We start from the raw sequence: 12,378 nt of genomic DNA, 5'->3' as shown, positions 1-12,378 counted from the left end.
GGCCGCAGGATCAGGACACAATGGACCATTTTGCAATCAAGGACGGCGTGATGCACGCCGAAGACGTCGCCCTGCCACGCATCGCCGATGCGGTCGGCACGCCGGTCTATGTCTATTCGCGCGCGACGCTGGAACGCCACGCCCGCGTGTTCCGCGAAGCGCTGGATGCGGTGCCAGACAAACTGATCGCCTTTGCGGTCAAGGCCAACCCCAATTTGTCGGTGCTGAAAGTGCTGGGCCGTCAGGGTTACGGCGCGGATGTCGTTTCGGTCGGAGAAATGCGGCGCGCGCTCGCCGCCGGGATCGCGCCCGAACGCATCGTGTTTTCCGGGGTGGGCAAGACCCGCGCCGAAATGGCCGCCGCGCTTGACGCGGGGATCGGGCAATTCAACATCGAAAGCGAGGAGGAAGGGCTCGAACTCGCTGAACTGGCCGATGCGATGGGCATGACCGCAAGCTGTGCGCTGCGGATCAACCCCGATGTCGATGCGGGGACGCATGACAAGATTTCGACCGGTAAAGCGGACAACAAATTCGGGGTGCCGATCAGCGAGGCAGGTCAGATTTTCGGTAAGCTGGCGGGCCAGCGCGGGGTCAATCTGCGCGGCGTGGCGGTGCATATCGGCAGCCAGCTGGGCGATCTGGCGCCGTTGGAAGCAGCCTTCACCAAGCTCGGCGAACTGGTCACCGCCCTGCGCGCGGCAGGACACATTATCACCCATGTCGATCTCGGCGGGGGACTTGGCGTGCCTTATAAACAGGGCGAACGCCTGCCCTCTCCGCAAGAATATGGGGCGATGGTTGCGCGGGTTACGCAGGGCTGGGGCGTGTCGCTGATATTTGAACCGGGCCGCGTGATCGCGGGCAATGCAGGCGTGCTGCTTACGCGCGTCGTGCGGGTCAAGCGCGGGATCAACGATCCGTTCGTGATCGTCGATGCAGCGATGAACGATCTGGCGCGCCCGGCGCTTTACGGGGCCTATCACGATTTTGTCGCGGTCGAGCCCGATGGCAGCGCGATGACTGCAAATATTGTCGGCCCAATCTGCGAAACCGGCGATACTTTTGCGATGGGGCGGCACTGCGATCGGGTGCGCACCGGTGAGCTTGCGGTGTTCCGCACCGCCGGGGCCTATGGCGCAACCATGGCGTCCTCCTACAATTCGCGCGGGTTTATCGCCGAAGTGCTGGTCGACGGCGACAAATTCGCCGTTGTGGCTGACCGCATCGACGCAGGCTCGATCATGGATGCAGAGCGCGTACCCGACTGGCTAGCATGAGCGTTTTGACCCGATGAGCGAATTGCAAAGTCTCCCGCTGTTTCACACTGTCGCCGGGCAAACGGTGCTGGTGCTGGGCGAAGGCGATGCGGCTGAGCCCAAGCGGCGGCTGGTGGAGCGCGCGGGCGGAATTGTGATCGATGATGAACGCCGCGCGGTGGATGAGGGAGTGCGGATCGCCTTTGTCGCGTTTGACGATGCCAGGGCCTGCGAAGTCGCCGCGATCAACCTGCGCTGCGCGGGGATGCTGGTCAATGTCGTCGACCGGCCGGACCTTTGCGATTTCACCACACCAAGCATTCTTGACCGCAACCCGGTGCTGATCGCGGTCGGCACTGGCGGGGCCTCGGCGGGGCTGGCCAAACATCTGCGATTGCGGCTGGAGCGGATATTGCCCGCGTCGCTGGGGCAGCTGGCAGAGGCATTGTTCGCCGCGCGGCAGACGCTGCGCGAGCGTTTTCCCGATGGCAATGAGCGTCGCCGCGCGCTCGATGAGGCGCTGCGCGAAGGCGGCGTGCTCGACCCGCTCGACAGCGCTGCGCATCAGCGGGTGAACGACTGGCTGAACAAGGCTGAATTGCCCAATGAAGCGACCACCCACATCTTCACATTGAGCAGCGCCGATCCCGAAGACCTCACGCTGAAACAGGTGCGGCTGCTGGGTCAGGCCGATGCAGTCTGCGCCGATCCGGGAATATCTCCGCAAGTGCTCGCCCGCGCGCGCGCCGATGCGCGGCGCAGCACCTGTGATCCCGCCACCTGTCCTGCGGCATTGGGCACCGCAAGCGCCTGTCCAAAGGCTGATCCAAGCGCTGGCAGCACTGGCCTGACGATAATCTTGCGTTGCGACACCGCCGTCTAGGCGGCGCGCGCCAGCGGGACTTCGACTTCGGCGAAATAGCGCGCCATGGCCTGCGCCGACGGTTCGCTCAGCGCGACAAAGGCGCGGCGGCGGTCGCTTTCATCGGCGACGCGCACAAACACCCCGGTATCGACCAATTGCTTGATCCAGCGCAGGGCCGTGGTCGCGGGCACAGCCGCCGCAATGCACAGCGATGTGACCGAGACCTGGCTACGCTCCGCCCGCGCAGCGGTGAGATCGAGCAGCATGTCCCAAGCTGGATCGGCAAACAATTCGCCTTCGAAAAACTTGGCGCGCGCCTGCCGCGCGGCAATGATCTGACGCACCCGGCGCGGATCGGGCAGCGGCAGGGCATGCGGCTCTGGCGCGGGCTGCGAATTGCGCAGCGAGCCTCCGCCTACCGAACGCAATTCGCGGCCCAAGCCTTCGGGCGCAAATGCGCGCGCCTCCGCCCCATTCGCCCGATGACCCGACAATCGGTCCAGTTCATGCGCAATCGCATCCACCTGACGCGACAGATGCAGCAGATTGAGCCGGTCTTCCTCGGATATTTCGCGCACCCGCGCACCGGGCAGGCGCGCCATCGTGCGGCCCACCGCTACCAGCCGTTCGGCGCGGCTGGGCTCCACCAGAATCTGCGGATCGGATTGATCGAGCGCGGCAAACACATCGTCCAGCGCCGCGAGCGCGGTGCTAACGATCAATTGCGCGCCGGTCCGCGCCGCGCGCATATCGAGCCGCGCGAGGGCCGCTAGCGATGCAGCGCTGACCGCAGGGCAATCGACCATCACCACATCGCCGATCATGGCAATCGGACCTTCGAGCAGAGTGTCTATCGCACCGCCGTCAATGGCGCGAAATCCCGCGCCCGAGACATCTTCGCCCATTTGCGCGCGCATTGCCGCGCGGTCAGCAAAAATCGCCACCCGCGCCGGCACGCCAGAAGCATCCTGCGCGGCGTCCGGCGCGGCGTCATAAGCGAAATCCGTGGTCTGGTATTCGAGCTGCGTCATCGAATCGGCTCCCTGTTTGTTCGGAACGAGAGTAGAACAAAACAGGTTCAAGTCAAGAATACTACGTAGTCACTCCAAATTCTCATTCTGGAATTGAACTGTTTGCGGTCTATCGGGGACTACCAATGTGATGATGGAAAAATCGCCTCCTTCCAATCCGCAAACTGCGAGCGATCTGTTTGATGAAATGCTCGTCGTGATGGCGCAGCGCGGTGACCGGCTCGCGCTTGAGCGGCTTTACCGGCGCTGGAATGCGCGGCTGACGCGGACAGCACGGCGTTATTGCGGACAAGATTGCACGGCGCAGGATCTGGCGCAGGAATGCTGGCTGGCGATCTTGAAAGGTCTGGGTGGCCTACGCGATCCCAAACGGTTTCGGTCCTATGCCTTTGCCGTGCTGCACCGGCGCGGTGCAGACCATTTGCGCAAAGTCATGCGAGAGCGAGGGAGCGCTGGCGATCCGGGCGAGGAGAGCACTATGCCCCCTCAATCGGAAAGCGCCGCCATCGCGCAAGCCTTTGCCAGTTTGCCGCCGGATCAACGTCTGGCCGCACACCTATACTTTATCGAAGGCCTGACCCTTGGCGAAATCGCGGCGGTCCAATCCATCCCCGAAGGCACCGCCAAGAGCCGCCTGTTCCACGCCCGCCGCAAGTTGAAAGCGGCGCTTTCCGATACCAACAAAGGAGTGACCCAATGACGAACACAGATGATCGCATTACCGCTGCGCTCGACGAGGATGACAAGGCGTTTCTGGCCAGCCTCGATTCCGAACGCGGACTGTTTCAACAAATCGGCGACAGCTGGCAGGGCCCCATGGGTGGATGGGCCAAGCTGATCTTTGGCTTCACGTTTATCATGGGAATGCTGTTTCTGTTCGTCATCTGGCAGGTTGCGCACACCAGCAATCCGATCGTTCACACCCTCTGGGCGATCAGCGGCATCGCCTTGTTGATCGTCATCGGCTTTGCCAAGCAATGGATGTTCGAGCGTATGAACATGATCACCATCCTGCGCGAGTTGAAGCGGTTGCAGGTGCAGGTCGCGATGCTGAGCGAAAAACTGGATTGAGCTAAGGCCGGATCTCGATCGGCGTGCCGTCTGGCACGATTTGCCACAATTCCTCGATCTCTTCGTTGGAGAGCGCGATGCAGCCATCGGTCCAGTCACCCGCCATCCGGCCGAACGGCAGCGCATTGGGCTGACCGTGGATGAAAATGTCGCCGCCGGGCGAGCGGCCCATGCGCGCAGCAAAGGCGCGGTCTTCGGCGTTGGGATAGGAGATGCGCAGCGACAAGTGGTAACTCGATTGCGGGTTGCGCGTGTCGACCGTGTAGAGCCCTTCGGGCGTGCGTTCGTCCCCTTCAAACCGCTTGTGCCCATCGGGCGCATCGCCGAATTGCAGGCCGCGATAGGCGCGGATTGGCTGACCCTGGCGATAGGCAATCAGCAACCGTTCGGATTTGTCGACCAACAGATAATCGGCAACCAGCGGTGTACCCGGCGGCAGATCGGGCTGGGTGGACGCCTGCGGCAACACCGCGCCCTGACCCGGCCTGTCGGTCACTTGCGCGGGAGGCCCTGCGCAGGCGGCACTCAACAGGAGCAGCGCGAGAACAAAGAGCCGCTTCATCCCGGCATCAGTCCACAAACGGATCGCGCATCAGGATCGTATCGTCGCGTTCCGGTGAAGTCGAAACCAGCGCCACCGGGCATTCGATCAATTCGGTAATCCGCTGGATATATTTGATCGCATTGGCGGGCAGATCGGCATAGCTGCGCGCACCCACGGTGCTCTGGCTCCAGCCTTCCATCTCTTCATAGATCGGTTCGACCGAAGCCTGATCGGCGGAATGGGTCGGCAGATAGTCATAGACATTGCCGCGCAGCCGGTAACCGGTGCAAATCTTCACCGTCTCCAGCCCATCGAGCACGTCGATCTTGGTCAGCGCAATCCCGGTCACGCCCGACACCGCGCAGGTCTGACGCACGATGACCGCATCGAACCAGCCGACGCGCCGCTGACGTCCGGTGACGGTGCCGAATTCATGGCCGCGTTCCCCGATGCCCTTGCCAACCTCGTCCTCAAGTTCAGTCGGGAATGGTCCGCTGCCGACGCGGGTGGTGTACGCCTTGACGATGCCAAGCACATAGCCGGTCGAATTGGGGCCCAGCCCGCTGCCCGAAGCCGCGGTGCCGCTGACCGTGTTGGAGGACGTGACAAACGGATAGGTGCCGTGATCGACATCGAGCAGCACACCCTGCGCGCCTTCGAACAGGATCTTGGCGCCCGCTTTGCGCACCTTCTTCAATCGTTTCCACACCGGCTGCGCAAACCGCAGCACGAAGGGTGCAACATCGCGCAGTTCCGCAAGCAGCGCCGCACGGTCCACCGGCGGCTGATCGAACCCGGCGCGCAAGGCGTCATGATGCGCGCAGAGCCGGTCAAGTTGCGGTTCCAGATCATCGAGATGCGCCAGATCGCACACGCGGATTGCGCGGCGACCGACCTTGTCTTCATAAGCCGGGCCGATCCCGCGCCCGGTGGTGCCGATCTTGCCCTTGCCCGCCGCCGTTTCGCGCAAGCCATCGAGATCGCGGTGCAGCGGCAGGATCAGCGGGCAATTGTCCGCCACCGCCAGATTGTCGTCGTTGATGGTGACGCCCTGCCCTTCAAGCTTTTCCACCTCGCTGCGCAGCGCCCACGGATCGAGCACCACGCCATTGCCGATCATGCTCATCGTGCCCGACACGATTCCCGACGGTAGCAGGCTCAATTTGAACACCTTGCCGTCAATCACCAGCGTATGCCCGGCGTTGTGCCCGCCCTGAAAGCGCACGACAACATCGGCGCGGCTGGCGAGCCAATCGACGATCTTGCCTTTGCCTTCATCGCCCCATTGGGCGCCGATCACGGTGACGTTGGCCATGCCTTAGACTTTCATTGATAGGTCAAACCGCGCGGCCCTAGGGCGTTGCAGGTGCGGGAGCAAGAGCGGTGGGAGAAGGTCGGTTTACTTCCCCACCCGATCGCCCGATCGAACAGCCCTATTCAAAAGCCACGCTGGTCACTTCGCAGACATTGATGCTGGTCATCTGAATTTCGCGCGCGCTGGCGGTGACCGCCTTGAAATCGAACAGGCAGGCGCTTGATCCGTCGCTGACGTTGACGTTCCATTGCTGACCGCGCGCCAGAGTGTAGCTGTCGCCCAGCCGATCTGCGCCCCATTCCAGCGTCGCCGAATTCGACCAATAGATGAAATCGAGCGCTTCACCGGTCTGGTTGAGGATTGCGATGTTGCGATTGTTGCCATCGGTGCTGGCGGTGTCGGCGGGCACTTCGACTGCCACTGCCTCAGCATTTGCTGCCACATCTGCTGCCGCTGCCGAACTCGCCCCGGCATAGCTGACGGTGAAGACGTTATAGACATCACCCAGATTTTCGACATCGAGCAGGAACGTCTCGCACCCGCCGCTGGGTGAAAGCGTCGCAAAGGTGACATCGGTCAGATCGTAATCCGAATGGACCTCGGCATCGCGGCTGGAACGGATCACGAAATCGAGATCGGTGTCGCCGTCGCCCACCACTGACACATAGGTCTCCTCGCACAGCGCCAGCTCAACCGAAACGCTTTGATTGGCGTCGGCGCGATATTCGCCCGCTCCGCTCCCGACCAAGGGGCCAGCGGGTAGCGGCGCTGACGGGCGCACCGCCAACGTCGGCGCTCCCGGTTTTGAGCTGGCTTGCGCGGAGTTGGGACGAGCAGCGGCGTTTGTTTCGCCATCAAATGCCACCGTCAGCACATTGTAGACATCGCCCAGATTGCTGACTTCCATCTGGAAATCGGCGCATTCGCCGCCGGGGTCCAGCGTAAAGGACGTCTGGTCGGTCATGTCGAAATCCGAATGCACCGTATCGCCTGATGCGTCGGTCACGGTGAAATCGAGATCGGTATCCCCGTCGCCGCGCGCGCTGACGCGGGTTGCGGAACACACCCGCAGCATCACCTTGGTCGCCAATTGCGCATTGACGCGGTACTCACCCGGACCCGAAGCGCCGCCCCGGCCCGCCGGATCATCCAGCGCAACGGTAAAGTCGTTGTAAACATCGCCCAGATTGCTGACCTCCAGCGCGAAAGCCTCACACGCTTCGCCGGGATTGAGCGTGACATAGGTCGCGTCCGAAAGATCGGCATCGGAATGCACCGTTTCCCCCACCGCGTCGGTCACGATGAAATCGAGATCGGTGTCCCCATCCCCGCGCACCGCCAGCCGCCGTGTCCCGCAAACCGGCAGATTGACCGTGATCGACGAATTGGCATCGGCCCGGTATTCGCCCGGACCTTCGTTTTCGGCGAGCCGCGTGGTGCCGGTCAACCCCGATGCGAGCCTAGTGCTGGGCGCGGTCCCGCCAAACGGCGCGGTGTCGGCGCCTTTCGGCTCAACCACCAGCATCAGCGCGTTGTACACTTCACCCAGATTGCTGACTTCAATTTCAAATTTCTCGCAATCGGACAACAGCCCGGCGAGTTCAGCGGTGGTTTCGTCGGTCGTATCGGCATTTTCATGCACCACCGCGCCATCGGCATTGCGGATGATGAAATCGAGATCGGTGTCCCCGTCCCCGCGCGCGGAAACCTGGGCACCGGTCCCGCAGGCCTTGAACGCGAGATTTTGCGTTTCGCTGCCCTGAATGATGAATTTCTCAACCCGGGTGGAGCTTTCGGTGATCGGTTCCAGCACCACAGTAAAGTCATTGGCTTCTTCGCCAAGGTTGGACACGTCGAGCGCAAAGGTCGCGCATTCGCCGCCGGGATTTTCGATCACAGTGCTGAGATAATCGTCAATCCCCTGATCCGCGCGCACCTCTTTGCCCGAAGGATCGCGCAATACGAAATCAAGGTCGGTCCCGCCGTCGCCGCGCACCGCAAGCTGGCTTTCCGCCGAACACACATCAAGGGCGATGCTGACCGCCGCGCTGCCCCCGACCGAATATTGATCGACGGCGGCATTCGCTGGCTGTGCCGCGAGCGCAAGCATCGCAGTGCAGGCCAAAGCAGATGTTCGAACAGATTTCATGATTGCCCCACATGCGTATGGTTGAAGTCTGACGGTATAGCTATTCTTGAATGAATGACAGGTTGATTATGCGGGTTTTCATAACGCGCGTTTGATCGACAGATGCGGATCAGTTCGGGATACAAACCGCGACACGGGAACGGGTTGAACTGTGCGCGCCGCTGCGCTTGATTGGGTGTCAGACGGGGGTCCAGACGTTAGGAACCATGATGCCGATACCGAACAGAACGCGCCTCCTGAGCGGGATTGCATGCACAATTGTTTCCGCCTTGATTGCGGTCCCGATCCTCGCGCAGCAAGACAACCGCCCTTCGCGGCAATGCGTGCAGGAAATCAGGGCACTATGCGGCAGCGACCGCGCGCAGATCAGATCGTGCCTTGCACAGCGATCCAGTGAATTGTCGGATGAATGCTCCGCGCAATTGCAGCAGCGGATTCAGCAACGCCTGCAGCAGCAGGGACGAGGAGAAGCACCCAGAGGCGGCGGCGTGCGCCCGGCGCAATCTGTCCCGGCTGACCGCACCGTCATTTATGGCGATCACCAACGCCAACAGATCGATATCTACGCACCCGGCCGCGCCGCAGATCCGGCACCGTTGGTGCTGTTCATTCATGGCGGCGGCTGGTCGTTCGGCAATCATAAATCCACCGTCCAATCCAAACCGGCGCATTTCACTTCAGCCGGATATTATTTCGCTTCAACCGGGTACCGACTGTTGCCCGATGCGCCGGTCGAAACGCAGGCTGCCGATGTTGGCGCAGCGATAGCAGCGCTGCGAACGGACGCGGCGGAAATTGGCTTTGATCCCGACCGGATCGTGTTGATGGGACACAGCGCTGGCGCGCATCTCGCGGCGCTGGTGGCGAGCGATCCGCAATATGCGGGTGAGGCGTTCGGCGCGATTGCGGGCGTCGTGCTGCTCGACGGAGCGGGCTATAACGTTTCGGCGCAGATGCAGGGCGGCGACAATGAATTGCCGCAGATCTACGCCCGCGCCTTTGGCACCGATCCCGCGCGCCAGGCAGCCCTATCCCCCATCACCCATGTCGGCGGCAGTGATGCACCCCACTGGCTTGCGCTCTATGTGGCCGAACGGCAGGGATCAAAGGCGCAGTCCGAAGCGCTGGCGGCGGCGTTGGCGGCAGCGGGCGCAAGCGCTGAGGCGCTGGCGATCACAGGAACCGATCACGGGCGCATGAACCGCGAGTTGGGCACAGCCGCTGGCGCGGAGCAGACGCGGGCGGTGGATGCGTTTCTGGCGCGGATTTTCTGAACCGTCAGACCGGGACGATCTGCACACCGTCCATGCGATGCGTGCAACCCAGCGCGGCGGGGTCTTCGCCATCGGAAAGCTGCGCAATCGTGCGGTGCCCCTGCGCCTGCGCTGCTCGCGCGGCTGCGGCGTCATACCCTGCCGCCAGATAGATCGTCTGGCGCGGCGAGGATGGCTGAGCAGAGGCTTCGGCCAGCCGGTCGACAAACAGCGTGAAGCCGGTTGCCGCTTCGTCGCTGCCGCCGATGCGGTAGGTGCCGCCGCGCCCAACGGCCGCGCGCACCCCTTCGGCATACAGCGTGAAGCCAAACCATGTCTGATATTCAAACCCGTGGCGTTCGGTCGGATCGAGCGTGATACGCGCCGCATCGCCAATCTGTGCCGCAATCGCCGCCAGCCCTTCGATCCGCGAAGTCAGCGCCCCGCCCTGATCGAAGTCGCGCAATTTGGACAGCGCCTCGGCAAAGGGGCCGGTCGCATAGAGCAGCGGCAGGAACGCCGCCCCGCCCGCCGCCTTCAATCCGCCGGCGTCCTTTGTATCAAGCTCGCGCCGGATTGCCTCAACCGTGTCCTGATCCAGCGCCGGGTCTTTGCCGCACAAAGTATCGACCAGATCGGGCAGCGTGAAATCAACCGAAATCCCGCTCACTCCCGCCGCTTTCAGCGCGGCAATCGCCACGGTGACAGCTTCGCCCGCCGCCGCCACAGTGTCCGCCCCGATCAGTTCCCCGCCCAGTTGCAAACGTTCGCGCGCTGGATCGAGCTGGCTTGCCTTGATCAGCGCGGTTTCGCCGCAATAGGCCAGCCGCAGCGGACGCGCGGCGCCGCGCATCGACGTGGCCGCTATTCGCCCGATCTGCGGGGTGATGTCGCTGCGCAGCGCCAGCGTTCGCAGGCTGGCCGGATCGACAAAGCGGAAACACCGCTGCGTCGCCACGCCCTGCATCCGGCTTGACAAGGAGCGTTCGAATTCGAGCAGCGGCGGACGCACCCGGTCATAGCCATGTGTGTCCAGCACATCGAGGCACGCGCGCATTGCATGGGTAATGCGCCCCGCAACGCGCGGCAGGCGGTCTTCAAGACCTTCGGGCAGGAGATCGCTGGCTTTGGTCATTTTGTTAAAATCCGTTCGCGCTGAGCCTAGATGAATGTGCAACGCTTCGACAAGCATGTCCTTTGCCCGTCGAAGGGCTCAGCACGAACGGGCTTAGTGTTCGAGTTAGAATGAAAGCGCCGTTGCCACTTTCACGCCTTCGATCTGTTCGGCTTCGGCGATTACCTCAGCCGTCAGTGGCTCATCAAGGCTCAGCAACAGCACAGCTTCCCCGCCTGCATCGCGGCGGCCAAGGTTGAATGTGCCGATATTGATCCCGTGACCGCCCAGCATCGTGCCGATGCGCCCGATAAAACCGGGTTTGTCATCATTGACCACATAGAGCATGTTTCCGGCGAGGTCGGCTTCGATCCCGATGCCGAAAATTTCGACCAGACGCGGCGTATCCTTGCCAAACAGCGTGCCCGCAACCGAACGGGTGCCTTGATCGGTTTCGACAGAAACCCGGATCAGCGTGTTGAACGCGCCTTCGCGTGTGTGGCGGATTTCGCTGACCTCCAGCCCGCGTTCCTTCGCCAGATAGGGGGCGTTGACCATGTTCACGCTGTCTGAATAGCGCCGCATGAAACCGGCCAGCACCGCCGCTGCAATTGGCTTGCCATTCAGCGCCGCAGCCGCGCCTTCGCGTTCGATGCTGATTTTGGTCAGATTGCCATGCGCCAATTGCCCGACCAGGCTGCCGAGTTTTTCAGCCAGCGTCATGTACGGTTTCAGCTTGGGTGCTTCCTCAGCGGACAGACTAGGCATATTGAGCGCATTGGTCACGCCGCCATTGACCAGATAATCGGCCATCTGTTCGGCCACTTGCAGCGCGACATTGACCTGCGCTTCGGTGGTCGAGGCCCCCAGATGCGGGGTGCAGATGAAGTTGGGCACGCCGAACAGCGGGTTTTCCTTGGCCGGCTCAACCGCGAACACATCCAGCGCCGCGCCCGCGACCTGCCCGCTTTCAAGGCAGTCTTTCAGCGCCGCCTCATCAATCAATCCGCCGCGCGCGCAATTGATGATGCGGATGCCCGGCTTGGCATTTTCCAGCCGGTCGCGCGACAGTATGTTGCGCGTCTCATCGGTCAGCGGAGTGTGAAGCGTGACAAAATCAGCGCGGCTGAGCAGCGTATCGAGATCGACTTTCTCGATCCCCAGTTCGACCGCGCGGTCCTCGGTCAGGAACGGATCATAGGCGATCACCTTCATCCGCAGCCCCAGCGCGCGGCTGGCCACGATCGAGCCGATATTGCCCGCGCCAATCAGGCCAAGGGTCTTGTTGGTCAATTCAACGCCCATAAAGCCGCTTTTGGGCCACGCGCCTGCCTGAGTCTGGACGTTGGCGTCGGGGATTTGCCGGGCCAGCGCGAACATCAGCGCAATCGCATGTTCAGCGGTGGTGATCGAATTGCCGAACGGGGTGTTCATCACCACCACGCCTTTGCCGCTGGCGTAGGGAATATCGACATTGTCGACCCCGATCCCGGCGCGGCCAATCACTTTCAGATTGGTTGCCGCGTTAAGGATCGCGGGCGTGACCGTGGTTGATGAACGGATGGCAAGCCCGTGATATTCGCCAATGCGCGCGGCGAGTTCTTCGGGGCTTTCGCCGGTAATCACATCGACATCACAGCCGCGCTCTTCAAAAATGCGCGCGGCGTTGGGGTCCATCTTGTCGGAAATGAGAACTTTGGGTCGGGTCATGATAATTGCTCCAATGGGTTCCCCGCAATGGCGGAAACCTCAGGCAGTCTTTGGGTGCGATAGCGGA

11 protein-coding genes are annotated in these 12,378 nt (G+C 62.3%); 5 read left to right on the top strand and 6 right to left on the bottom strand.

What is annotated here, in order from left to right; genetic code table 11:
- The first annotated feature begins 20 nt into the window (after window positions 1–20).
- The gene (gene lysA, locus ACM64M_RS04535) at window positions 21–1,280 is read left to right on the top strand and encodes a diaminopimelate decarboxylase (protein ID WP_416227475.1); all 1,260 of its coding nucleotides are present in this window, start codon (window positions 21–23) and stop codon (window positions 1,278–1,280) included.
- A 13-nt stretch (window positions 1,281–1,293) separates the two neighbouring features.
- Window positions 1,294–2,142, top strand: coding sequence for a precorrin-2 dehydrogenase/sirohydrochlorin ferrochelatase family protein (locus ACM64M_RS04530; protein ID WP_416227474.1), 849 nt, complete (start codon window positions 1,294–1,296; stop codon window positions 2,140–2,142).
- Here the strand turns inward: ACM64M_RS04530 and ACM64M_RS04525 are convergent.
- Window positions 2,139–3,155 (bottom strand): MarR family transcriptional regulator, encoded by a 1,017-nt coding sequence (locus ACM64M_RS04525; protein WP_416227473.1) that lies wholly within the window; start codon window positions 3,153–3,155, stop codon window positions 2,139–2,141. The two genes, ACM64M_RS04530 and ACM64M_RS04525, sit on opposite strands and share 4 nt — an antisense overlap.
- Window positions 3,156–3,285: 130 nt before the next feature.
- Here ACM64M_RS04525 and ACM64M_RS04520 point away from each other — a divergent pair, with 130 nt between their 5' ends.
- Together ACM64M_RS04520 and ACM64M_RS04515 are read left to right on the top strand one after the other, a co-directional pair.
- Window positions 3,286–3,855 carry an RNA polymerase sigma factor gene (locus ACM64M_RS04520; RefSeq protein ID WP_416227472.1) on the top strand — a complete coding sequence of 190 codons (570 nt, stop codon included), beginning with the start codon at window positions 3,286–3,288 and terminating at the stop codon, window positions 3,853–3,855.
- Window positions 3,852–4,226, top strand: a complete 375-nt coding sequence (locus ACM64M_RS04515; protein WP_416227471.1) for a DUF6768 family protein — start codon at window positions 3,852–3,854, stop codon at window positions 4,224–4,226. The genes ACM64M_RS04520 and ACM64M_RS04515 overlap by 4 nt, the downstream gene beginning before the upstream one ends.
- Window position 4,227: 1 nt before the next feature.
- On the opposite strand, the gene ACM64M_RS04510 is transcribed toward ACM64M_RS04515, so the two are convergent.
- The 3 genes from ACM64M_RS04510 to ACM64M_RS04500 form a co-directional block, all read right to left on the bottom strand.
- Window positions 4,228–4,665 carry a L,D-transpeptidase family protein gene (locus tag ACM64M_RS04510; RefSeq protein ID WP_416227642.1) on the bottom strand — a complete coding sequence of 146 codons (438 nt, stop codon included), beginning with the start codon at window positions 4,663–4,665 and terminating at the stop codon, window positions 4,228–4,230.
- 130 nt (window positions 4,666–4,795) lie between these two features.
- The gene (locus ACM64M_RS04505) at window positions 4,796–6,085 is read right to left on the bottom strand and encodes an adenylosuccinate synthase (protein WP_416227470.1); all 1,290 of its coding nucleotides are present in this window, start codon (window positions 6,083–6,085) and stop codon (window positions 4,796–4,798) included.
- A gap of 118 nt (window positions 6,086–6,203) precedes the next feature.
- Window positions 6,204–8,234, bottom strand: coding sequence for a hypothetical protein (locus ACM64M_RS04500; protein ID WP_416227469.1), 2,031 nt, complete (start codon window positions 8,232–8,234; stop codon window positions 6,204–6,206).
- Window positions 8,235–8,503: 269 nt separating this feature from the next.
- On the opposite strand from ACM64M_RS04500, the gene ACM64M_RS04495 reads away from it, so the two are divergent.
- The gene (locus ACM64M_RS04495; RefSeq protein WP_416227468.1) at window positions 8,504–9,508 is read left to right on the top strand and encodes an alpha/beta hydrolase; all 1,005 of its coding nucleotides are present in this window, start codon (window positions 8,504–8,506) and stop codon (window positions 9,506–9,508) included.
- A 4-nt stretch (window positions 9,509–9,512) separates the two neighbouring features.
- Here ACM64M_RS04495 and ACM64M_RS04490 read toward each other — a convergent pair whose 3' ends face one another.
- Window positions 9,513–10,622 (bottom strand): ATP phosphoribosyltransferase regulatory subunit, encoded by a 1,110-nt coding sequence (locus ACM64M_RS04490; RefSeq protein WP_416227467.1) that lies wholly within the window; start codon window positions 10,620–10,622, stop codon window positions 9,513–9,515.
- Between the two features lie 105 nt (window positions 10,623–10,727).
- Window positions 10,728–12,311: a phosphoglycerate dehydrogenase gene (gene serA, locus ACM64M_RS04485; RefSeq protein ID WP_416227466.1), complete on the bottom strand. Its 1,584-nt coding sequence runs from the start codon at window positions 12,309–12,311 to the stop codon at window positions 10,728–10,730.
- Window positions 12,312–12,378 lie beyond the last annotated feature (67 nt).

Source organism: Qipengyuania sp. ASV99 (genome assembly GCF_047872805.1).
Classification (GTDB): Bacteria; Pseudomonadota; Alphaproteobacteria; order Sphingomonadales; family Sphingomonadaceae; genus Erythrobacter.
The sequence above is the reverse complement of the archived record's forward strand: the minus strand, read 5'-3'. Positions and strand labels throughout refer to the sequence as shown.